The sequence below is a fragment of the Pedobacter sp. 10L46_2 genome, from assembly GCF_056395165.1.
In genome coordinates, this window is the sequence record NZ_JBFTIZ010000108.1 from 1 (window position 1) to 24,898 (window position 24,898).

Below are 24,898 nucleotides of genomic sequence, written 5' to 3' on the forward strand. Positions count from 1 at the left end.
CTTTAGTTACGTCCATGATAAAAAACATTATCAGAAACGTGATACACTTACCAATATCTACCTGATGGCCAGCGCCTTTGTGATCAATATCCTTACAAAAGCCGGAACCTTCATGTTACTTCAGTATTTCTATGTTCATTATCGCCTATTCCAAATTTCAAATACATTAGTTTATTGGATCGTACTCATCCTGGCTCAAGACTTTTTATACTGGTTATTACATTACACTGGTCATTATGTACGTTTCTTTTGGGCAATGCATGTTACCCACCATTCTTCCGAACATTTTAACCTTACCACAGGCTTCAGGTCTACAGTATTTGAACCACTATACAGGGTATTCTTCTATTTGCCTTTGGCGATGATGGGGTTCAACGCAGTTGATATCCTTTTTGCCTACCTGGTTACTCAAATCTATGGCAATATTGTACATACTAAATCGGTTGGAAAACTACATCCAATAATTGAATATCTTTTTGTCACTCCTTCACATCATCGTGTTCATCATGCAAGTAATGTACGTTATCTTGACAAGAATATGGGTATGGTATTAATTCTATGGGATCGTATATTCGGAACATTCCAGGCAGAGGTACCGGAGGAAGAAATAAAGTATGGATTAACAAAGCAGCCAGAAGACTCTGGACCGGTAAATATCATTTTCCATGAATTTATTGCGCTATATGCCGATGTTAAAAAAGCGCCTACCTTTAAAGATAAATTAAAGTATATTTTTTACCCTCCGGGATGGAGCCACGATGGCAGTACACAAACGGCAAGGGTAATGCAACGGGAATTATAAAGTGAAAAATCTAAAACAAATAATCGAAGATATAAAAGTTCAGGGCCACAACCCTGAACTTTTACAGGCAACGCTCTGGAAGTTTATTTGTTACTCCCCAAAAATGCCAAGTCGTTTACATCAGCAAAATCTTTTAAATGCTGCTAAAACCTCTACTTTAAAAGTGTATGATCAATATTTCAGCAAATCAGATCTGAATTTTAATTGTTTTAGATGGGGCAATGGATCAATTAAGGTTTTGCTTACACACGGATGGGGCTCTAAAGCCATAGATTTTAGCGAATTGATTGATGTGTTATTACTTAACAAAGATCTCGAGATATGGGCCTTTGACGCACCAGGGAATGGAAGTTCAGAAGGCGAACTCAGCAACCTGATCCTTTTTGCAGAGGCGATTAAAGAATTCCAAAAAAATTATGGAGCTCCCGATGCAATGATCGGTCACTCACTAGGTGGCATGGCAAATACATTGGTGATACAGGAAACACTGCAATTCCCTAAACTTCTTATCAGCATTGCTCCTCTCGTTAATTTAACAGAGAACTTCAAATCGTCTATGACAGCTGTAAGCATCCCTGAAAATATACAGCAACGTTTTTTTAATGAATTCGAAGAGCTTTACCAAATGAGTACCAATCGCTTTTTATTAAATGATATGTACACTTTTTCTGAGGAGTTAAAGCATCTGCTCATCTATGAAGTTAATGACAATATATCTCCTGCAGGTTTTATTGAAACATTTCTAGAGCAGTACCCAACAATAAATGCTTCCAGATATGATGATACCACTCATGCCAAAATAATTATTGACCCAAGGGTGAAGTTCTTGGTTTGAGATGCCTGTTTCCTGGTCAAAATTTTGATGAAAAGAAGGAAGCGAAAAGGTTGTCAATACTTCTGCACCTAATTTTGGGAGTCTGATTATCGCCGCATTCATTACATTCCCGCCTCCAAATCCACCAGGCGAAGTACTCATTAGCAACATTGGCTTGTTCTGGAAAAACTTACTGTTTGTACGGGAACACCAATCCATCACATTCTTAAAAGCAGCACTGTAACTTCCATTGTGTTCGGCCAGGGAAAGAATAATAAGATCCGTTTCTGATATATGATCTATTAGCTTATAAGCCTTTTCCGGGTATCCGTCACTGGCCTCTCTGTCTACAGAGAATAATGGCATCTCGAAATCATTTAAATCTAACAGCTTAACATCATGCTCTTTAAAGAAAGAAATGGTGTGGATAACCAATTTCCGATTAATTGATTGGCGACTACTGCTTCCGGCGAACGCTAAAATCTTCATTTGATATAATTAGTTTTTAATATTTCTACTTTGCTCTGGCAACGGAACAAAATCAGTTTCGCCTGGAACTGGAATAAAAGATTGTGAAAGCCACTTTTCCTTTGCTTCCTCGATTCTTTCGCGGGTAGACGCTACAAAATTCCAGTAAATAAAACGTTCCTCAGAAAAAGGCTCTCCGCCAAATATATATATTGTTGAATTTTCCTGCATTACAAATTCGCACAGCTTACTGTCTTTAGCCACCAGGAGTTGTTTAGGCCCAAAGATATGTCCTTCACTTTCAATGCCACCCTCAAGAATATATAAGGCACTTTCACCGAATAGATCTTTACCTATTTTAACAGGTTGACTTTTGGCGCTTTTTAACTCCAGAAAATAAAGCGGGCTGTACACCGGTACTGGTGAGAAGTGTCCAAATACATCACCGGCAATCAGTTTAAAATCAATTCCATTTTCTGTCCAGTGCGGAATCTCATCTTCATTAAAATGAAAAAACTCTGGTTCCATTTCCTCCAGGGCTTTTGGTAAAGCAACCCATATTTGAAGCCCGTGGAGCATTTTATTGGAAGTTCTTAAATAGACTGGTGTTCTTTCTGAATGAACAATTCCGCTTCCTGCAGTCATCCAGTTTACCTGCCCAGGTTGAATTTCAGTTTCATTACCCAAACTATCTTTATGCATTATGGCTCCTTCAAAAAGATAGGTTAAAGTAGAAAGCCCAATATGCGGATGTGGGGGAACATCAAAATTCTCGTGGTCACTTAAACTTGTGGGGCCCATGTGATCTACAAAGGCAAATGGCCCAACCATTCTTTTTTCACGAAAGGGCAAAAGTCTGCCAACCATAAAATTACCAATGTTACTTGGTCTTTCTTCGATAATCAAGTTAATATTTGACATGCTATTTTAATGATTTTAACTGTTCAGATTAAACAGATAGATTTGACATAAGGCAATGTGAATTTACATGAATTAGCTTAGTATTACAAGATTTTTCAATAAAATCAGAAGGCCCAGCAGTATAACTGAAGGGCCTTCTGATCATTAATAATAGTTTTTGATGGACTATTGTTTATCCCACCATACTCTACCAGATAATTTATCTCCACCCGGCACTGCGGCAGATGCTTCTTTGTAATTAGCACCATTTTTCGCACCTTCTTCTACAGGATAAGGGAAACGACGAGGAATAGTACCATTAGTTGCGTTTCCAGGGTATACAACTGGTGTTAATGCAGGAAACCCACTTCTACGCCAATTAGACCAGGTTTCATAAAAATCGAGCATGGTATTGGTATGAGCCCAGTATTGGTTGTTAATCATTTCTAAACCATTTGCGGAATTGTAAGGATGTGCATTCGCGTAACTTACAGCAACACCTTCTGATATTGCCAGCGATGCATCATATTGCCCAAGAAAAGTAATTGCAGCTGCAACCCCATTCTTATAATGATCAGCCGCGACACCTCCTATCCCCCATCTTTGTGCGGCCTCTGCAAGCAATAATTCACTCTCGGCATAGGTAAGAATAAATGTTACCCCATTTTGTTTTATCATTGCCGGATTTGGAGATGAATAATCAGAGAAACTTGTAAATGAGGGGTCTTGCCTAACGTCTCTACCAGCTAGTCCACTTAAATCCTTACCATTTGGCATTCCTTTTTGAGCCGCAGCAGCTGTAACATAAAGTGGATTTTGTGCTTTACCACTCTCTGTTAAATACAACTGTGTTACAGCAACTTTCTCCAGACGAGGGTCATTATTATTTTTCAAAAAGTCGATAAATGTTTTCGACCATTTAACATAGTAGTTCTCCTGTCCGCCATCACCAAGTAGCACCTGACTGTTTCTGTTTTGTGTTACCCTTGATCCAGCAGCATCATGGGCCAAAAATGCGTTATCCTTATTATCATTCATTGTTTTACCAACAACTTTTTGAACATATGTTTTTGCCGTGGCTTCATCAATCTTAGTTAACCTCATTGCTAACCGAAGCATTAAAGTGTTGGCAAACCGTTTCCATTGTGCAATGTTTCCTTTGTAAATAACATCCCCTGTTACTGCATCGCCAGTCTCATTCAAAGCAGTCGAAGCTTCCTCTACCTCTTTCAGCAAATCCATATAAATAGCTTGTTGCTTATCATATTTAGGTGTAAAATTACCGGTATACACTCCCAATCCGGCTTCTGAATAAGGAACGTCTCCGTACAAATCAGTTAGTCGCTCAAAAATCAGCGCTTTCCAGATGCGGGCTACCTGATACACATTGTTTAACTTTGGTTTGCCTTTGGCGTACTCAACAACATCAACAATTGGTCGTACTTGCTCTATATACGCACCTACACTACCATTTCCCCAATACGCAGCTGTGTAGCCTTCATTCAAAAGATACTTGTCGCCTGCCCAATAGCTAATCACTGTAGAAAAACCCTGCATCATTGTGGCAGAGTAAATCAAATTTCCACGCCAGGTATCGTATGCAAAATCTATACTCCCTGTATAAGTAAGCTGTGCTGATGTTAATGTGTAATTTGGATCAAAACTACTCGGCCCATAGGCAACTGGATTGGTATTGATGTCCTTAAAATCTTTTGTACAACTTGTACCTACTAGAACAGTAACAAGTAATACCAGGCTATATTTGTTTAATATATTCGTTTTCATTTCTCTTTATCTTTAAATAATTAAAACTTAACACTTAGGTTTACGCCGAAAGTTCTTACTGGCGGCACCCCTCCTAACTCCATTCCTGGAAATGTAGCATTGTAGCTCGATTCTGGATCGATGTTGTCTGTTTTCTTCATCAGAATAAATAAATTTCTGCCAACCAGACTTACATTTAAGCTTTTTACTTTATTATTAAACATTTTTGCCGGGAAATTATAGCCCAACGTTAACTGTCTGAATTTGATGAAACTCGCATCCTGTACAAATTTATTAGATACATTATTGGCGGTATTTTCATAGAATTTTGCCGCATTATTCCCAAGAGTTTCACGATCTACAAGGGTATTTTTATGTAATCCGAAAATATATCCGTAGTAATCAGTTGCCGAGAATACCTTGCCTCCCCATTTTCCATCAATAAGGAAAGAAAGACTTACCCCTTTATAGTTAAACTCATTATTCCAGCCTGCAAACCATTTATTATATGCCGATCCGTATGCTTTTAAATCTCCTCTTGACGGTTCTCCAAGTGCATCTTTTAAAATTGCGCCGTTAGCATCATACTTATAATCATATGCCATTACCTGAGCCGCAGCTAACCCCGGTATATTCTGTAAAAACCCAACCCCCGATCTGGAAGTTGCCAATAGTTGCGAAGGCAATCCTTCTGCTAAAGAAAGCACCGTATTATCATTATACGTTCCATTCACTGATGAAGTCCAGGTAAAATCTTCATTTTTAAGAATAACCCCAGAGATTAGTGCCTCTACCCCTTTGTTTTCAATTTCTCCAGAATTTAAAACTGCTCCGGAATAACCAGTTGTACTTGATGTGGTAACTACAGATATCTCATCTTTTGAACGTTTTTTGTACCAGGTCATATCCAGGTTTAAACGATCGCCAAAGAATCTTAACTCAGTACCAATTTCCAGCTCAGTTGCTTTAGAAGCTTTTAATCCCGGATTAGGAATACTTAAGTTATTTATGATACCTAATGGATTTCCATTCAAGGTTTCACTTCTAAAACCATAGGTAAGTAAGGTTTGATAAGGATCGGTTGCTTGTCCAACAATGGCATAGCCTGCCCTTAACTTACCGAAATTAAGGAATGAGGGTTTCCAAAGTTCTGAGAACACAAATGAACCACTTACAGAAGGATAAAAAACACTGAGTTTATTGTCTTTTCCAGGAGTAGCAAGTGTAGAAAACCAGTCTGATCTTCCGCTACCGGTTAAATAAAGTATATCTCTATAAGAAAGTTCTAAAGTGCCATATACCGAGTGAGTTTCTGACTCGGTCTCTATATGTCCAACTGATTTGTTTTTAGCATTTAAGATGTTATAAACTCCAAACACTGCGAAATTAGTCCCATTATTTGTTGTTTGATTAATTCTGGTATTTCTGAAACTTGCCCCAACATTTGGAGTAACAGTAAATTCATCACCTACAGCAAATGATTTCCCCAATAATACATCGGTGTTAACATCTGCAAACTTGGTTTGCTGTTCTGCAATTTTGCCGGGTTCATAATACGCAGTTCCTGATGGCACCACATTCTTATAAGTATCAGAGTAAGCATCGCGACCTGCACGACCTTGAATAAACAGACCGTTATCAAAAGTATAGCGTGCATTGAAAGAGCTAATTAATCTCTCGCGTTTAGTGTCATTAACAAATTCGTTTGCAGCAAACCATGGATTGGTAGCAAATGCATTTCCGGTATTGTACTTTAATTCATTCCCATCTGCATCTTTCCCTGGCTTTAGATCATTTACGCTAACGCTGGTGGGTAAAAACACCACATTATAGTTAGCATTACCGGCACCGTCTGACACCATTGGTCTATTTTTAGCCTGCTCCAAAATATAATTAGAGCGGGCATCAATGTTTAAGCGTTTAACTGGCTCAAATGTACCTACCAAATTAAATGATTGTCTATTCAGTCCTGAATTTGGAACTACAGAATTGTTATTTACATCATTGGCAGAAAAGCGGATTGCGCCTCCTTCAAATGTTTTGTTTAAGGCAAGTGTATTAGACCATGTACCGCCATTACCATAAAAGTTCTTTATATTATTACGCTGTGCTGAATACGGTCTTGAAACACCATCAAACTGAACCACGCTGGTCCCGTCTAATTTTGCACCCCAGCTAGATCCACCAACTTGTGCGGCCGCAGCCTTGTCTAATGGTTTTGTGCCGTTGGCCCCCTGCCCATATACATACTGCCAGTCGGTTCTGTCCATGATTTGCTCTACCACGTAATTACTATTAAAGTCAACGCTATTTCCTTTACCACTTTTAGTTGTAATAAGAATAACACCTGCTTTAGCTCTTGAACCATAAAGTGCTGATGCGGCTGCACCTTTCAATACAGAGATACTTTCAATATCATCAGGATTTAAGTTACCCACTGCATCTCCAAGATCCGGGGCGTTGTCCCACTGACTACCTGAGTTCCCATTTGGATTGATATTGTTTAAACCTGTAGGCTTATTTTCCATTGGCACACCATTAATTACATATAGTGGCTGATTACTTTGGCTAAGGCTGGAAACACCACGAATGGTAACACTTGTAGCTGCACCTGCACCACCTGAAGTTGAGCTGATGTCCAGACCTGCAACTTTACCGACTAAAGCGTTAGCTACATTGTTTTCTCTGGCTTGCGTTAAAGATTCGCCCTGAACCTGAGAAACAGAATATCCCAGTGCTCTACGTTCCTTTTTAATACCCAAAGCTGTTACCACTACCTCGTTTAACAATTTGGTGTCTTCTGTTAATACAACCTGTAAGTCTGTTTTACCATCAACGGCTATTTCTTTTGTCTGAAAACCAGCATATGAAACTACTAGAATTGCATTTGGGAGTGCCGATATTGAGAATTTACCATTTATATCGGTTGATGTTCCTGCACCACTTCCTTTAATTCGAACCGTTGCCCCCGGTAAAGGTCCGCCATTAGCGTCCTTGACGGTGCCGCTGACTTTAATATCTTTTTTCCGGCTAATTACAATCAGCCCTGCACCAGAAACAGAATAATTTAAGTTAGTGTTGTTAAATATTACAGCTAAAACATCTGTAACTAAAGTATTTTTTACCGACAATGTGATGTCCTTGTTTATAGGAACATTTGACGAACTGTACACAAAATGATAATCACTTTGCTCTTCAATAATCTTCAAAACTTTGCCCAGCTTTGTTTTCGTAACATCTAGTGATATCTTTTGCTGAGAAAAGACAGATGCCGAAACATTGAGACATGTAATAAAAATTATAATACAGGTTAATTTCATTAAAATAATGAATTTTAAGAACGTCCTGACATCGGGACGCACTTGCAGTAAGTAATAATTAATCATATTTTTGTTTTTTTGGTTGCTTTAGTATTTGGCAGCAATCTGTTTGCGCATAAAACTGCCAGTGCTTATATCAAAAAAATTATTGGGGCGGTGCGTCAACACCGTCCCTTTCTAATTATTTAGATATGGTAATTTGATTCCCTTTTATTTCATATTTAAAATGTTCTGCGTCTTGAAATGCCTTTAATGCCTGCTCTATATTTTCATGTCTAAATGTTGCTGTAAAACGATATTTTTCTACTTCACGATCATTAAAAATAATCTCTACGTTGTACCATCTTTCCAAGTCCCCTTTAACTTCAGCAAAAGTTTGATCTAAAATCTCCAGCCTGTTTTGCGTCCAGGCCATTTCTACAATTGTGCTGTCGTTAACTTTGGTATATTGATTAATAGCTATTTGCGGATGTACAACTGAAGGTTTTTGTGGTTTGATGTTACTAGGAAGTTCGTCAACTTTTTTATAAAAAGTAACCTTCTGACTTGGCCTTAAAGTTATAGAGCTCCCCTTGGTTCCTTTTCCCTCCATCACAATCAGGCCCTTAATCAGCACTGTTTCAGATGTTGCTTCTCCCGGATATATTTTAACATTAAAAGAGGTACCAAGCACATTGATATCAAAATCTTCGGTATGTACCTTAAAGGGCTTACTCTTATTGTGGGTAACATCAAAAAAGGCCTCTCCAACTAAATTAACCTCCCTGTTTTTTTCATTAAAATTCTTATCGAGCGTTAATGTACTTTTGGCATTAAGCAAAACCACAGAACCATCCGATAGCGTGATTTTTTTCTTTTCGCCACCTTTTGTACTAAAATTGGTAACCAAACTAACCTTTGGGGTATTTTCTTTAGGGTTATTTTTAAAGATAACCGCAACGCCTACCATTAGCAGAACCGCCGCTGCAATTTTCAGCCACATATAATTTTTATGGATAGGGATAATATCAGCCTCATTTTGAGGTTCAATATTATTTTTCAAGAGGTCTACCTGTTTATTTAATGGTTTCTTGTTCCCACTTAATATCACATACAAGCGTTTTGCTTCGGCAATAACAGTCTCTTGCTCAGGATGTGCTTTAATATAATTTTCCCAGTAGCTAATACAAAGTTTATCTGTTCCGGCACAATATAGCTGGAAGGTATTATCTACTAAAAAGTCTTCAACATTGAAAAGACTACGATCTATCATAACATTTGGCTTTTATAATACAAGTGCCAAAAATGTTATGTTTTTCCTAAGAAAATTTTACTTTTTTTTACTTTACACGAATAACATTGCTTAATAGCACACTTTTACCATCCCGCCATTCTGAATTTATTAGTCTTTCAACTCTTTACGCAATATCTTAAGCGCATCATAAACCGTATTATAAGCAGTTTTAATGGTTTGTTGAGTTTGATCAGCTATTTGTTCATAGCTCAATCCATCAAAGAATTTTAGATGAATCAATTGTTTTTGTCTGAAGGTCAATTTCTCCAGCGCATTTTTAAGTTTATATCGTACCAGTTCATCGGTCTGAACTTTTACTATAAACTCTTCGTACGACATCTCCATCCACTCGCCCTCCGCACCTGCATTTTGCAGCGCATCATTAATTTTGCGCTTACGCTCTAACAGTCGTAAAATCTTACGTTTTAAAAATGTACGCAAGTAAGCAGGCACATTATCAACCCTGTTTAGCTGCTCGTGTTTTTCCCAGATGGTAATAAATACCTGATCGGTTGCCTCCCCTGATGTTTCAGCATCTCCGCATACACGAATACCAAAATTAACCAGGTCATAATAAAGCGCTTTGTAGAGATCAAAAAATGCACCATTATCACCTCCCCTGATACGTTCCCATAATAAATGATGCAAGAGCTTATTCTCCATTTGGTTAATTTAGATTAAGACAATGTTAAGAAAATCTAAGGAATATTTACATGATCAGATCTTATTTATTCTTGTTAACCCATACAATAAACAAAAACGAACAAGCTAGCCGCAAGATGTTGATTCGCGCTTAATCAAGCGGGATTTTAAGATGTGGTTTTCATTTGGTTCAAAATACTTTTTTTCTAATATTTTGAATAAAATACCAGCTGCTTCTTTTCCAATTTCAAAAGCAGGCTGCTCAATTGTTGTAAGGGATGGATTTAAAAGAGGTGCAGTATTAAGATTGGAAAAACTTATTATTTTTAGATCTTTCGGGATATTTAGATTTAACTCGCGAGCAACATAATAACAGGGCAAAGCAAGCTCCTCGATTGAAGCAATAACAGCGTCTGGCTTCTGGTTCGATACCATGGCTTTTATATTTTCATAATTCTTGCTGGTATCTTTGTCGTAATGAACAATCATCTCATCAGTATAAAGCATATTGTACTTTTCTAAAGCCTTCAGATATCCGGCAAACCTATTTTTACCGGTCACCAGATTATTAAGTGCAAACAGATAGGCAATCTTTTTACAACCACATTCTATTAGATGACAAGTTGCATTGTAAGCACTTTCATAATCATCTGTTGTTATTTTTACGGCATCTATATCTTCAAAAACCCTATCAAAAAAAACAACCGGTATTTTCTTAACCAGCTCTTTAAAATGCTCATTATTATTTGTATTACTCGACACAGAAATCAATATTCCATCTACTCTGCCGCTTAACAGGCTATCAGTAAAAGCAATTTCTGTATCACTGTTTTCGTGGGTTTGATAGATCAATACATGATAATCGCGTTTCCTGGCTATTTCTTCAATCCCGTTTATGGCCAGCGAGAAGAAATTATTAGCAATCTCTGGAATAATAACGGCTATAGTTTTTGTTTTATGACTACGGAGGTTACTTGCAGATGGATTACGTTCATATTTTAACTTTTTAGCGAGGTCCCAAACCTTTTGCTTGGTTTCCAAACTAATTTCATAACTGTCATTTAATGCTTTTGAAACAGTGGCAATAGATATATTTAACTCTTTAGCTAGCGTTTTTACAGTTACAGTTCCCTTCATTTACATTTAAATTTGAAAGTTTTTGCCAATAACGGTGGGGTTTTTACTTAAACGTATTCGTAAATAAAATGCCTGCTTAATCTCAGATTTAATATTTTTATATACAGCTTTGATAAGTAAGACCACCTAAGGTTTTGCTTTTAACCAAATGTAATATAATTAATTTAACTCATTTATATGAGGGAAACTGATTTAGCGCAAACCAAATATGAATCATCTTGACATAGCCGATTATGTAGTTTTCTTTATTTATTTTATCGCGATAGCGGCCTATGGCTATTACATTTATCATAAGAAAAAAACCACATCCAGTAGTGCGAAGGATTTTTTTCTGGCAGAGGGTTCGCTTACCTGGTGGGCTATTGGGGCCTCATTGATTGCTTCAAATATTTCTGCTGAGCATTTCATTGGGATGTCTGGTTCTGGCTTTGCACTGGGACTTGCCATTGCTTCTTATGAGTGGATGGCAGCCGCAACACTGATCATTGTGGCTATTTTTATCATCCCGGTATACCTGAAGAACAAGATTTTTACCATGCCGCAATTCTTATCAAAGCGGTATAATGATCAGGTAAGCACCATTATGGCTGTATTCTGGTTGTTGGTGTATGTTTTTGTGAATCTTACTTCTATCATTTACCTGGGTGCATTAGCCATCTCTTCTATATCACCCATTAGCTTTGAGTGGAGTATTGTGGGGCTCAGCATCTTTTCTATGGTGGTCACTTTAGGGGGAATGAAAGTTATTGGCTATACCGATGTGATTCAGGTACTGGTCCTGATCTTTGGCGGTTTGATTACCACTTACCTTGCACTTTCTTTACTTTCCAGGGAATACGGATTTGGTGAGGATATTTTTAAGGGTCTGTCTATCTTAAGGAAGGAGGCTCCAGATCATTTTCACATGATATTTGATTCATCTGATAAATACTATAAGGAACTGCCGGGGTTGTCTGTACTAATTGGCGGCATGCTGATCAATAATCTGGCATACTGGGGCTGCAACCAGTACATTGTACAGCGTGCATTAGGTGCCGATTTAAATACGGCACGTAAGGGTATATTATTCGCAGCATTTTTAAAATTACTTGTACCGGTAATTGCCGTCCTTCCCGGAATTGTGATGTATGTGCTTCACAGTAAAGGCTTATTTGCTACAGAAATGTCGGATGGAGGTGTATTGAAACCTGATCATGCTTATCCAACCTTAATGAATTTATTGCCGGCAGGTTTAAAAGGCGTCGCATTTGCTGCCCTTACAGCGGCCATTGTTGCTTCATTGGCAGGTAAAGCAAACAGTATATCTACAATTTTTTCGCTTGACATTTATAAAAAATACTTCAACAAAACAGCCTCAGATAAAAAGATGGTTAATGTTGGTCGATGGGCGGTTGTGATTTCCATGCTGGTTGYGGCAATTGTAACACCATCCTTAAAATCACTTGATCAGGCTTACCAGTTTATCCAGGAATATGTGGGTTTTATTTCGCCGGGAGTACTGGCTATATTCTTGCTGGGCTTTTATTGGAAACGCACCACAACTGCGGCAGCTATGACGGGAGCACTGATTACAATTCCACTTTCAACTGTGTTAAAGTTTCTTCCTGTCTGGACAAATGGCGCTTTTCCGGATTATCCTTTCCTCGACAGAATGGCTATTGACTTTGTAGTCATTGTGATTCTAATGATTGTGATCAGTTTGAGCAAGCCTCAAAAAATTGCCAGTGAAAATGCAATTGAAGTGGATACCTCTATGTTTAAGATCAGCACTAGTTTTGCCATAGGCTCTATTCTTATTATGGGCATACTTACTGCTTTATATACAGTGTTTTGGTAAAAAAAATAGAATAAATAATTAACTATAAAAAATTAAGCATTATGAAAGAGTCAAGAAAAGAGGAACTATCTCCATTGTCTAGCCTCGATGTGTGGGAGGACGATGTATTAAAAAGATATCCGGAACCTGGTGTTCCTGAAAAAAAGAAAGAAGAATTTAGAAATTACGATAGCCCGGAAAATGATTCAGTACGCGAATTTTATCGTTTGAATCACAAGTACCAAACTTATGGAAATGTACTTGCAAAAAAAGCTAACTTTTTACAGTTTGATAAAAAAGAGATGCCATGGTGGGCCGCAATGGAATACCTGAATACATTAATTGATGATTCAGATCCCGACGCTACAACACGAAATATGGGGTGTATACGCACCAATGTGGACTCGACAACATCCATATGTCATGGGGACACGACGAGTATCTATACCACATCACTAAAGATTACCTGCCGGAGCCTGCTTTATACATGATTCGCTATCACTCCTTTTACTCACAGCACCGTGAACACGCTTACGATCACCTGTTAAACGCTCACGATCAGGAAATGTTTAAATGGGTTGACAAGTTTAACCCTTACGATTTATATTCGAAAAGCCCTAAGCCTCCCGTTGTATCAGAACTTAAACCTTATTACGAAGATCTGATCGCCAAATACTTACCAGCAACGGTTAAACTTTAAACCAGCTGGTAAGTTATTTAAAAGAAGGTGTCCAAAAGAGTACTTCTATAGTACTCTTTTGGACACCTTCTTTTTTCTTTTTAACCGGTTCCTTCTTTTAATCCGGATTGCAATCGTCTCTTTTAAAAAAGATTGTGTATCAGTATCTTTATAAGAAATTAACTCATCTTAACCAGATACTCGAACTATGAAAACTAAGGCTGTTCATATTATAACAGGTATTTTTATTTGTGTTCTGCTCCACCTTTTCAACATTTCACCAGGTTGCTCTCAGACGCTTGCCAAACAAAATCTAAGTCAGATCATTGCTAAACTTAATACACAAAACGACAGTCTTTCGATAGAAAAACTTTACTTGCAAACCGACAAACCTACATATCTGGCTGGCGATACCCTGTGGTTCAAAGCTTATTTACTGAATGCTTCCTTTCTAACCTACTCAAATAAAAGCGCGGTCCTTTACCTGGAACTTTCAAATGATAGCAATCGGCTTATTCAACGAGTTATGGTTCCCGTAAACGGTGGAATGGCAAGCGGCTATATAGGATTAGACGCAGATATGACGCAAGGTGGGTATACCTTAACAGGATACACCAATTGGATGAGAAACTTTGATGAGAGTTATCTTTTTAAGAAACACTTTTATGTGGGTACCAATGCCGGATCGGAGTGGCTGATCAATTATAATGCACATTTAATAAAGGACAGCAGCAAAGACAAAATTGAAATGGGCTTAAAGATCACCCAGTTCGATAAAGCTCCTGTGGGGTTAAGAGAAATGCAGTTGAGTATTTCCGATGGTAAAAGAACATTGTTTAAAGACAAAGCTGAAACAAGTTTAGACGGCGCTTTAAAGTTAAGTTTCGATTTGCCTGATAAGGCTGACTCAAAAAATATCTCGCTTGTTGTCCACGATTTACGTAAAAGTCAGGGCAGTCGTAAGATTTCGATTCCAGTTATACTAAACAGGCCAGAAAAAGTAGACCTACAGTTTATGCCCGAGGGCGGAAAGCTGGTTGCAGGTCAGCAAACTAACATCGCCTTTAAGGCCTTAAACGAAGATGGATACGGAGCAGCTGTGTCAGGCAAAATTTACAACAACAAACAGCAGGAAATTACTTCCTTTACAGCTACACATTCAGGAATGGGCGTATTTAGTCTTGTACCTGAAAATGCGGAAATTTACACTGCCAGAATACAATTACCTGACGGGAAATACCAAACCTATCAACTCCCATCTGTTGAAAGTAGCGGCATAACCTTAAATGTAAACAATCGATTTAAAAGTGATTCATGTGATATAACACTTACACCCACCCCAGATATTGTTGCTGCCGATAAAACTTATTACCTGGTTGGTATGGCCAGAAATGTAGTTTGTTGGGGTGCATTGGTTAAATTCAATAAAGGCCCGTTTCAATTTACTTTAAATAAACAGGTCTTTCCAAGTGGTATAGTTCGCCTAATTTTAATGAACGAAAACAAAGTGGGGCTGAATGAACGTATGTTTTACAACGGTCGTGATGATCAGTTAAATATTCAATTGGAATCAGATAAATCTGAGTATCGGCAAAGGGATAGCATTTCTTTAAATATTAAAGTAACTGACAATCATGGTGAGCCCATACAAGGCAGTTTTTCTCTTGCAGTAACAGATAACGGACAGGTTAAAACAGACAGTATTGCAGAGCGCTCACTTGTAAGCCACATGCTATTAACTTCGGACTTAAAAGGTAATGTAGAAGGTCCCGGTTATTACGACGATGCTGCAATTCATCCTGAAAAATGGCAGCATCTTAATCATTTGCTGATGGCGCAAGGTTGGGCCGGTTACGATTGGAGTCAGTTATTTAAGCCGGTTAAGCCATTGGTCTATCCTGCTGAAGAGGAATTTTTAATAAAAGGCAAAGTTACCAATGCCTTCAATAAACCAGTGGCGAAATCTGCAATTACATTATTCTCAAAAAACCCATTACTTGTGCTAGAGAGTATTACTGACGATAATGGAAATTTTATTTTTAAAGGGATTGCTCCGATTGATACCCCTGCGTACTTTATAAGCGCTAAAAACAAGAGAGGAAAAAGCTTTAATGTTGGCATTGAAATGGATGAATTTAAAGCTCCTGTTTTCTCCCCAATTACCAATTCGATTGTGCCATGGTTTGTAAATATTGACACCGGCACCTATTTAGCTGTTAACAATCGGGTGGCTTTAAAAAAAGAACAATTGCGTGTTACCGGAGGTAATTTGCTTAAAGAGGTAGTTATTAATGCAAAAAAGGTTGTTAAAGGTTCCAAAAACTTAAATGGCCCTGGCGGTGCAGATATTATCATTGATGAAGGACAACTAAAAAAAGCCGGCAGAACTACACTTGGCGACCTCTTACGTAAGAACGTTAAGGGGTTCGGAATTAGAGTTAGCAAAACCGGCGAAACTTATTATAGTGTGTACACCACATTGCTTCACCTGGTTATCGATGGTGTAAATACTGAGTTTTTTATTTCGCCGGAAACACCACGATACCAATACCTCAAAGATATCTTTGATTATTACGATGCTGAAGAAATTAAAGGGATAGAAGTAATGGTGAGTGGCAAATATCAAATGAATTATACCAGTACTTACCTCAAACCACTAGATGTGCCATGGGACCATTCCTTTATTGAAGTAACTACCCGGGGTGGAAAAGGCCCTTTCCTAAAGAAAAGCGTTGGCACTTATCTATATAAACCAATGCCATTTATCACTTCAAAGGAGTTTTATAGTCCAAAATATACTGCAGGTAATATCACTGATATGTCGGATATACGTTCAACAATATATTGGACGCCAAATATCATTACGGACAAGGATGGCAAAGCAACAATTGGGTTTTATGCAGCAGATAATCCAGGAACTTATACCGTGATTGTTGAGGGAGCCGATTTACAAGGACACCTTGGTGTTAAGAGAAAACGGATCACTGTTAAAAGATGTCAGAATTGCCCACCACCCGCAATAGCTCCTTAGATACATTCTACAAAAAAAGCCCATTTCAATTAAGAAATGGGCTTTTAAATTTTGCTCCCTCTGCTGGGCTCGAACCAGCGACCCTCTGATTAACAGTCAGGCTACACTAGTATATCTTTATTTATATTTGTTTTTATATACGCTGTAATTCAAATAGTTATAAATATTTTACTTATCTTTATTATGTGATATTTGTACTTAATTTGACAATTTGTGTGCAAATTTTGTGCAAATGAACTCCAATTAAAACCTATTACTCTAATGAAAGAAGCAACAATTTCTCTCTATCATGACACAAGAAGGGTATTGGATGATGGAAATTATCCTGTCAAACTGCGTGTTTATTTTGGTATTGCCAAACTCTTTGAGACGGGCTCATCTCTAAGTAAAGAAGAATTTGAGCGTGCTTATAATGAACCTAGACCTCGTGGGCGCTACAAAGAAATACAAGTGGAACTAAAAGCTATTGAATCAAGAGCAGCAGAAATCATCAAAAATCTCCCCTCCTTTTCATTCGATCGATTCAAACGGGAGCTTTACAGGAATAAAACTAGTGTAAACAACATCATTGATCACTATAATGATTATATCACCGAATTAGGAAATTTAGAAAAGGAAGGAACTAAATCCAACTATCAATGCAGTATCAATTCAATTAAGTCCTTTGTTAATCAAGGGCGCAAAAATCCTGTAACTCAAATCGGGTTTGACAAAATTAATCCCTCATTCTTGAACAAATACGAAAACTGGATGATAGAAAGCGGCAATTCCAGAACTACTGTAGGAATTTATCTACGACCTCTACGCAAGATATTTAATGCGGCAATTGAGACCAGAGATATTGCCCCTGAACTTTATCCTTTTAAGCAATATAAAATCCCTACCGGGAAAAACACTAAAAAAAACCTGGAATCAGATGTATTGAAATCCCTATATACAGCTGATTTGCAGAATGACTGTCATCAGGAGAAAGCTAGAGACTTTTGGTTTTTTAGCTACCAATGTAATTGCATGTTTCGGCGATAATGGCCACACTTTCCGCATTTAAACTGACAATTGCTTTCGCTCGAACTTGATCACCATCTTTCGGGATAAAATGGCCGTTTCGGTGTCGTTAGGCAGATGTTTCCCTATCTTCTCGTCCGTGAGGTTTGATCGCGACCACCAAATTGCGGCCTCAGGAGGCTTATCTGTTCGGTTGATTAGGGAGAACTCCATTCAATTCTTTTTGTGGCTGAGAGTAGCTTATATAAAGCCGGATGAAAATGTCGAGTCGATACAGTATTGCGTATAGAAAAAGTTGATGGGTTATATTTGACTTTCAGTCGAGATAATTTTTTACCAAGGTCCGGCAATCGTTCATCTGGCCATTTTGACCCGAAATGAATCGGCCACTTTAAGTGAAATACCCACTTTGAAACACAACTGATGGCTTCAATCACCTTTTATTTGCCGCTCAATCCTAGACCCTTTCGGAGTCGAGCACCACAAATTGGTTTGTAAGGTTTGCCTGTCCCCCCTTTACGGTGGACCTACCACCATCTTTTTAACAGCATGTATTCGGCAATGAACACTTCAAGCTCACTAGTCGGTAAGATATAATACAGGATTTTCGGCAATTCCTAATTGCCATTTTCTCTTCAGTTTTATTTTCCGATTACAACATTACAAGTAGCTTGTAAAAGCGCGGTTTTTTAAATAGATTACATAATATTTTTTAACATGACCTTATCTAAATTAATGCCTCAATTGAAAACTAACATCGCAATTAAGAATTCCGGTTTGTTTTTCTATTTAATTTGTGTATTCTATCTTTTGGTTGCATTCAAGAGTTCAGGGTATCATCAGGAAGATGAACACTTTCAAATTATCGAGTTCGCTAATTATAAACTAGGGCTAATCCCTGATTATAAGTTGGCTTGGGAATTTCCTGCACAAATAAGACCCACATTGCAACCTGCTATTTGTTTTGCGTTGTTTAAACTTTTTGGATATTTTAATATAACAAATGGCTATGACCTAACCTTATTGTTGAGAATTTTGACCGCAATTTTCTCACTGGCCACTATCAGGGTCTTTATAAATCAATACAAGGTTAATCTTACGGACAATCTTCATTCATACTTTGTCTTCATTTCATATCTATTGTGGTTCATACCATTTATAAGCGTAAGGTTTTCATCGGAAACCTTGTCTGGTTTATGCTATATCATAGCACTAACATTAATACAAAATTCAAAGCTGAAAGATCAAACAAGCAAGTATTTTTTAGTTGGGACTCTGTTGGGATTTTCGATATTATTTCGGTATCAGTCTGGCCTTTTATGTCTTGGAATATTTGCTTGGCTTGTTTATATAAAAAAACTCAACCTTAAAACCCTGCTCACATTTTGCTTATCCATTGTTATAATTCTTGCATATGGAATTTTGATTGATAAATGGTTTTATGGTGAATTTGTGCTCTCAATTTATAATTATTTTTATGTTAATCTTGTCGAAGGGGTTTCCTCTAGATTTGGAGTTTCACCTTGGTATGAAATAGTTCTTTATATTATAAAGTCTCCTGGTCCTATTGGAATTTTAATTTTCCTTTCATTTTGGGTGATTTTACGATATCACCAGACCAATTTGTTGCTTTGGTCTATAATCCCATTTTTAATTGTTCACAGTATTATTCCTCATAAGGAATTAAGGTTTCTATTTCCGATTGCTTATTTAGTGCCTTATTTTCTTGTTCTTAGTTATCAGACGATAATGGAAAAAATGTCTACTAAGTTTATAACTAGTACTTTGTTCAGAAAGCTGATTTCACTTGCTTTAATTTTTCTTGGTATCGTAAATTTTACTGGGTTAATAGCGATTTCTACAACAAGCGCTGGTAGAATAAAAACTTCAGTAACAGAATACATAGATAGACATTATCCAAAAGATAAAATAAACTTAATCCTCTTCGGTAATGTTAGTCCTTACATAGACTGGGATCCATTAAGGAATTCTTACTACAATAGCTTTGGAATCAGCAAAATTCGCGTGAATGCAAAGCAGGGCAGTAATTTACTAGCGTATAAAAAAAAAGGCATGATTAATTTACTAATTATTGACGACCAAAGTATTAATGAAGGTAGATTTAATTTTTCAGAAAGATTTAATTTAGTTGAGGTTTATCAAAATATCCCCCTTTTAACAAAAGAAATTTTCAAAATATACAATCCCGATCTAAATAATTTCGGGTTAAGGGTATACGAGTTTACTGATTAAAAAATTTAGTCTCCATTTTTTTTAATTTGGAGTATAAATCCTGTGCCTGGGTTTGTAAAGTCGTATTTAACAATCGCCTTATTTTCTGTTTTTTGCTCCCAAGGGTCAATTAAATAATAGAACTCAACTGGTTTTTCTATGAAAAAATGATTGTCAGTGAAATCTTCTAAAATGCCAGTTTTGTTTTTTTTTAAAAAGTCAATTAGACTTTCCTTTGGTAGGAAATGTTCGGAGGTTTCTATTTGATCATTGCCTATATAGAATTTTGTCGCCCTCATAGGCCTTGTGGATGTACTTAAAACAGCAATTTGTATGTAAGAAATAACGATGAAAGCAATAAAGAAAGAAAGGAGTAGCGGAATTGATTTTAATGGGTCTTTGCTGACATTATAACTTAGATAGAAAGCAATTATAATATATATTATAAGATAGTATCTAAAGGATGAAGTAAGTGTATATAAATTTAGTACTCCACAATAGCTCATAATCAAAAATACAATTATGCTATGGGAATTGTTATTAAAATCTTTATACATAAAAACTCCTAAATAAAATATAAATACAGCTGAGCAACTGAGCATCGTAATTTGAAAAACGGGAGAAATTTCGTATGAATATACTTGAAGAAATAACTTGTACGCAGAAAGCACTTCGATGAATGCCCTTCCATGAAAAATGCTGAACATTAGCAGAGACAAAGTCAATACACCCTTAATTACCAACTGCGGTATCTTTAATAGATTTATTTTGATGTCCCATAGTACGACTTTTCTAAATAGTAGAACCTCAAGATACATTACCAAAATTATTATGAAGGGGAGAGTGAAGTTTGTGACAGTATTAAAATGATCGAAAGCATATCTCATAGCTAGAAAAAGACATAGCATGTTAACGAAGTTAATCGCCAGTATTATCAGGAGAGCCTTATGGGACGAAGACCTATGGTATAATGTCCAAAATAGTAGAGCAGCAAAACAGGAAACTGATATTGATGAAAAAATTAAATGATTGTAAGTGCCAATCACATTTACCAAGAAAAAAATGATAGTCCAAAATTTGTTTTCCGCCTCCTTTTTTTGCAACAGCTCCCATAATGATAAGAAGAGTATGCTAAATAAGAACAATGTGAAGGTATTAACTTCCCAGGCTATTCTCGGCGAAAGCACATAGAGAGAGGATTGACTCAAAATGATAAGAAAGAAAATGAACCAATTTCTCTGTTTTTTTTTAATAAATGTAAATCCTAAAACTAGAAGACCAATACAATTGAAGACAACGCTGGGAATCCTCAATTGGATGATTCCCAGTCCAAAGATTTTAAAACTAAGGTCTGCTACCAACGCCTGGAGCATACCTGTATAGTAGTTCATTCCGTTCAGATTATGAATACCCACTTTACTAATTTCGTTGGCCTTTAACCCTGACCAAGCTTCATCACCGTGTAAACCGGGTGCTATTCCTAAGTTAACTGACCAAATAATTAAAAAATATAAGCAAAGTACAAGAATGAGATAGGGATGGCAATTAAAATTATTTTTTTTAGAAAACACTTGCATTTTGGTGGATTGGAAATTATGAAATGTTAGAAATATTATTAACGCTAACTCGAAATGTGAGAAAGTAATTAGCCATAAAGTTCCATCCAAAAACTACAATAACGGCTAAAGATTTACTATAATAAAAATCAAAATGCATAATATTAAGCAAAACATAGACTATTGCTGAATTGATTATAAGACCAACAATAGATATCCAGAAGAAAGAAATATATTTTTTGAGATCTATTTTTCTATTGTTGAATGTCCAGCAGTTGTTAAGTAGATAATTGTTTGTTGCAGCAAAGATAAATCCAGCAATATTTGCAATGTAAATATTTGATTTAAAATAATTTATAAAAATCCATGTAGTTCCAAAATCAATGATTAGGCCTATAAACCCTACAATTGCAAATCGAAAAATCTTGAACAGAAAAAAATTAAAATCAGTAAATTTATTAAACATGAGAGCAATGATTATAGTAATCGTTAAGTTAATTTTTTACCTTTAAAAATGCAACTGTTTTTTATCAATATAGGTCACTAAGTAATACGACATAATTTATCCATGCAATTGAAGTTTCATTTGACTACTTAGAGATAAACGCTGGGTGCGTTTCAAGTGGGAATATTTAACAAATTTTGAATATGTGGTTGAGCAAACATGTAAGTAAGCACCCGGTTTAATAGTATCAGCAAGTAGATAATAATTTAAATCGCGCATTGAGTAACTTAGTAGATAATATCTTAAATCATTTATCTTCCCGATAAATTTTTTATTTGACAATCTTATCTTAAAAAATAAAATTGATAAACAGTAGACTATTTTGCAAAGGCATCTTCTAAGGTCTTTAACATTGTTGGACTAAGCAAACCTGGTAATATAGTCGATATGCGATTATTTTTATCAATAATGACATGCATCGGATAAAAATCAACCTCAAAGGTTTTGGTATATTTTTGGCCATCCATAATATATCTTAATTTGTTCTTTCTTTTAGCTAAAAACTTTTTTATAGCCTCATCATCGTCATATCCAATAGCTAAAAAATTTACATTAGGATATTTTTTAGCTAATAATTCAATGGCTCCCAACTCATCAATACAGGGTTTGCAAGACAATCCCCAAAAATTAATATAAGTCACTTTTGCATTATGATCATTAAAATTGATTTTCTTTTTTTTGAAGTCCACCAAAGTCTTTACTGGAGAAACTTTATTTAAGTAATTAAAAATTGTATTTTTTTTTCGTTCTAACTTAAAAAGTTTATCCTCATTTACAAACCGTAAAGAGTACATGTATTTTGATGTGTTTACAGAGTCATTAAACTGATTAAGTGAAATTTCATGATCATTTGCTAAATAAAATCTTGCATTTTTTGTTTCATCACTAACTGGGCTACTTCCATGAATGACTTCGTTTCTTGAAAAAGATATAGTCGCTTTATCATTATCTATTTTTTTTTCCTGACTAACACCAGCTATTGATAGTGTAGAAAGAAATAGGAGAAAGTAGATTTTTAATTTGATCATCGGTTCTTTTTTTATACTTAAATTTAATAATAATAGTAAGAAGCAAGCAAATCTATTTGATTATATTATTTTACAATACATGGACAGTACAAGGTTGGCATGAGCAAGTCCATGTATATGAATTTGTAGTTTGATTATAAGTTCCCTTAACAATGCAGTTCGTGCATGTTCCTCTGCAAGTATAATATACAGTCGTTCCACCCCCTGAGCTACCTCCAGAGCTGCCCCCTGAATTACCTGGGTTAGGCGGATTACCAGAGCCCCCCGAACTGCCCCCTGAGCTACCACCAGAGCTACCACCCGATTCACCAGACTGTAGGTACACATTTTGAATTACTTTGATTGATTTTGAGTTATTAACCCGTGAAAGATTTCCTTTAAAGGCAACGAAATTTTTTACTATTCCTGACGAAGTTTTATAATATACAACGGCTGCATATCCCGTCCGCTCATTAAAATATTCAATGTTAGTTATTTCTATATCTGAGCTTTTAAGTTTGGGGTCATCCAACATTTGTAAGCTTGTAAATATTAAAGATCTTTCTGATCCTATTATTTCGCCACTAGGTGCTTTAAGATTTATAATATCGCCATCAGCGTTCTCAAATTTACTCTCCTTCTTACAGGAATACAAAGTAATAATCGTTATAACGATCAACGATCCTAGCGAGAAAATTATTGATCTAAGTTTTTGATTTTTCATAATTCATTTGATTAATATTTAGGGCTTGCTTCTTAATATTTTAAAATTTCACTATAGTTTTTGACATTAATCTAAATTGTTAAATGACAAACCAGTGGATAATTTCATTCTCATATAAACCAATAACAAGTGTGCGATTTGTATTTTGGTTATTTTTCGACCTTAAAAAGGCATGCTTGACATGGCCCACAGCTATACGCCACATCTCCATTACTCGCTGGAGGTCCTGTTGTTAATTTGCACGGGTTTGGTGAACATGTTCCTACGCAACTATATTTGATCGCTCCACCACCACCTGAAGTTCCACCCCCAGAGCTGCCCCCCGAACTGCCTCCTGAGCTCCCTCCCGAACCGCCTCCTGAGCTCCCTCCCGAACTGCCTCCAGATTCGCCACTCGTAGTCATCATAGTATTATTAACATTAATAAATTTTATACCTCGGTCAGTCAGGATATAAGGGGTTCCTTTGGAAATCCCATAACTACCGGTTTCTCCCTTGATTGTTTTAAATTCAACAATTGCAACAAATCCTACCTTCACTTTCTCATATTTAATTGAAGTAATCTCAACTTCAGATTCTCGAAGCGAAATTTTAGATAGCTCAGCTGCATTGATTTTTAACTGTTTTTCTGAGCCAATAGAAAGTCCATTAGGTGCAATTAAGCTAATTTTTTTCCCATCTGATGTGGTTATTTCAGATTTGCTACAGGAATATATTGTTATTACGCTAATGATCAACAGTAAAAATATTGATAAATAAATAAATTTGGTTTTGGTCTTTTTCATGTTTTCTTTTTTGTGCACACTTGTTATCGAATTATTTATTAATCTCCTTTAGTTACCTAATGAGTGTTAATTGGTAACTTTAAGACTTTATTCGCTCCTGTATCTACCTTTTTTGATTGGACTCCCTCCATTTGAGCTTTGTAAAAACTACTTAGTGTGATATTATTTATCTGGTAATTAAGTGTAAAGACAAATTGGTTTAAAACAATGATTGATAGAAAAGCACCAAGAAGGAGTTTATTTCTTTTACTTTTCATTTTGCGATCCATTAGTGTTTTCATTTTCTCTTTCCATAATCATCTGTCTTAGTTCGTATTTTAGCGAGCTACTGTCTTGCCATACTTTAATTTGTTTAATCCCAAGGACGAAAAGAGAAAAAAAATATAATGTAGCAGGAATTAGGAAAAATCTATTTTTAGAAATTAAGTTCTCAAGAAT

Annotated in this window: 21 protein-coding genes; 8 read left to right on the plus strand and 13 right to left on the minus strand. The window is 36.4% G+C overall.

The genetic code is table 11. The features are described 5' to 3' along the window. Positions 1-802 (plus strand): sterol desaturase family protein (locus tag AC1DDX_RS13460; protein ID WP_477622145.1); only part of this gene is annotated, 802 nt, incomplete at its 5' end. Between the two features lies 1 nt (position 803). Further along, the gene (locus AC1DDX_RS13465) at positions 804-1,637 is read left to right on the plus strand and encodes an alpha/beta fold hydrolase (protein ID WP_477622146.1); all 834 of its coding nucleotides are present in this window, start codon (positions 804-806) and stop codon (positions 1,635-1,637) included. Here the strand turns inward: AC1DDX_RS13465 and AC1DDX_RS13470 are convergent. The 7 genes from AC1DDX_RS13470 to AC1DDX_RS13500 all read right to left on the minus strand — a co-directional run bounded on the left by AC1DDX_RS13470 (position 1,545) and on the right by AC1DDX_RS13500 (position 11,120). Beyond that, a complete protein-coding gene (locus AC1DDX_RS13470; RefSeq protein WP_477622147.1) occupies positions 1,545-2,105 on the minus strand; it encodes an NADPH-dependent FMN reductase in 561 nt (186 codons plus the stop codon). The two genes, AC1DDX_RS13465 and AC1DDX_RS13470, sit on opposite strands and share 93 nt — an antisense overlap. Before the next feature lie 9 nt (positions 2,106-2,114). Continuing rightward, the gene (locus AC1DDX_RS13475) at positions 2,115-3,005 is read right to left on the minus strand and encodes a pirin family protein (RefSeq protein ID WP_172659328.1); all 891 of its coding nucleotides are present in this window, start codon (positions 3,003-3,005) and stop codon (positions 2,115-2,117) included. A 165-nt stretch (positions 3,006-3,170) separates the two neighbouring features. Then, entirely contained in the window at positions 3,171-4,769 is a 1,599-nt protein-coding gene (locus AC1DDX_RS13480; protein ID WP_172659327.1) for a SusD/RagB family nutrient-binding outer membrane lipoprotein, read from the minus strand. A gap of 20 nt (positions 4,770-4,789) precedes the next feature. After that, positions 4,790-7,957 carry a SusC/RagA family TonB-linked outer membrane protein gene (locus AC1DDX_RS13485; RefSeq protein ID WP_288884264.1) on the minus strand — a complete coding sequence of 1,056 codons (3,168 nt, stop codon included), beginning with the start codon at positions 7,955-7,957 and terminating at the stop codon, positions 4,790-4,792. 292 nt (positions 7,958-8,249) lie between these two features. After that, the gene (locus tag AC1DDX_RS13490; protein ID WP_172659325.1) at positions 8,250-9,320 is read right to left on the minus strand and encodes a FecR family protein; all 1,071 of its coding nucleotides are present in this window, start codon (positions 9,318-9,320) and stop codon (positions 8,250-8,252) included. Positions 9,321-9,449: 129 nt separating this feature from the next. After that, entirely contained in the window at positions 9,450-10,004 is a 555-nt protein-coding gene (locus tag AC1DDX_RS13495; protein WP_172659324.1) for an RNA polymerase sigma factor, read from the minus strand. Between the two features lie 105 nt (positions 10,005-10,109). Beyond that, positions 10,110-11,120, minus strand: a complete 1,011-nt coding sequence (locus tag AC1DDX_RS13500) for a LacI family DNA-binding transcriptional regulator (RefSeq protein WP_288884262.1) — start codon at positions 11,118-11,120, stop codon at positions 10,110-10,112. A 208-nt stretch (positions 11,121-11,328) separates the two neighbouring features. On the opposite strand from AC1DDX_RS13500, the gene AC1DDX_RS13505 reads away from it, so the two are divergent. The 6 genes from AC1DDX_RS13505 (at position 11,329) to AC1DDX_RS13530 (ending at position 19,904) form a co-directional block, all read left to right on the plus strand. Next, positions 11,329-12,957, plus strand: a complete 1,629-nt coding sequence (locus AC1DDX_RS13505; protein WP_477622148.1) for a sodium/sugar symporter — start codon at positions 11,329-11,331, stop codon at positions 12,955-12,957. 41 nt (positions 12,958-12,998) lie between these two features. Next, positions 12,999-13,427, plus strand: coding sequence for an inositol oxygenase family protein (locus AC1DDX_RS13510; protein ID WP_477622149.1), 429 nt, complete (start codon positions 12,999-13,001; stop codon positions 13,425-13,427). Next, a complete protein-coding gene (locus AC1DDX_RS13515; protein WP_477622150.1) occupies positions 13,319-13,636 on the plus strand; it encodes an inositol oxygenase family protein in 318 nt (105 codons plus the stop codon). The genes AC1DDX_RS13510 and AC1DDX_RS13515 overlap by 109 nt, the downstream gene beginning before the upstream one ends. A gap of 187 nt (positions 13,637-13,823) precedes the next feature. Further along, entirely contained in the window at positions 13,824-16,646 is a 2,823-nt protein-coding gene (locus AC1DDX_RS13520) for a hypothetical protein (protein ID WP_337717920.1), read from the plus strand. Between the two features lie 261 nt (positions 16,647-16,907). Then, on the plus strand, positions 16,908-17,672 hold the full coding sequence (locus AC1DDX_RS13525; RefSeq protein ID WP_337717922.1) for a phage integrase SAM-like domain-containing protein: 765 nt from the start codon (positions 16,908-16,910) through the stop codon (positions 17,670-17,672). A gap of 696 nt (positions 17,673-18,368) precedes the next feature. Further along, on the plus strand, positions 18,369-19,904 hold the full coding sequence (locus tag AC1DDX_RS13530) for a glycosyltransferase family protein (protein WP_337717924.1): 1,536 nt from the start codon (positions 18,369-18,371) through the stop codon (positions 19,902-19,904). Positions 19,905-19,909: 5 nt separating this feature from the next. Here AC1DDX_RS13530 and AC1DDX_RS13535 read toward each other — a convergent pair whose 3' ends face one another. From AC1DDX_RS13535 to AC1DDX_RS13560, 6 genes are all read right to left on the minus strand, one after another. Next, complete coding sequence (locus AC1DDX_RS13535; protein WP_337717926.1) at positions 19,910-21,460, minus strand: hypothetical protein; 1,551 nt, start codon at positions 21,458-21,460, stop codon at positions 19,910-19,912. Positions 21,461-21,476: 16 nt separating this feature from the next. Continuing rightward, positions 21,477-21,905, minus strand: a complete 429-nt coding sequence (locus tag AC1DDX_RS13540) for a GtrA family protein (protein WP_430709636.1) — start codon at positions 21,903-21,905, stop codon at positions 21,477-21,479. 356 nt (positions 21,906-22,261) lie between these two features. Continuing rightward, positions 22,262-22,972 (minus strand): TlpA family protein disulfide reductase, encoded by a 711-nt coding sequence (locus AC1DDX_RS13545; RefSeq protein ID WP_337717928.1) that lies wholly within the window; start codon positions 22,970-22,972, stop codon positions 22,262-22,264. A gap of 70 nt (positions 22,973-23,042) precedes the next feature. Beyond that, positions 23,043-23,675 carry a hypothetical protein gene (locus AC1DDX_RS13550; protein ID WP_477622151.1) on the minus strand — a complete coding sequence of 211 codons (633 nt, stop codon included), beginning with the start codon at positions 23,673-23,675 and terminating at the stop codon, positions 23,043-23,045. A 149-nt stretch (positions 23,676-23,824) separates the two neighbouring features. Further along, positions 23,825-24,460, minus strand: a complete 636-nt coding sequence (locus AC1DDX_RS13555) for a hypothetical protein (protein ID WP_337717932.1) — start codon at positions 24,458-24,460, stop codon at positions 23,825-23,827. A 246-nt stretch (positions 24,461-24,706) separates the two neighbouring features. Continuing rightward, positions 24,707-24,898 (minus strand): hypothetical protein (locus tag AC1DDX_RS13560; protein WP_477622152.1); only part of this gene is annotated, 192 nt, incomplete at its 5' end.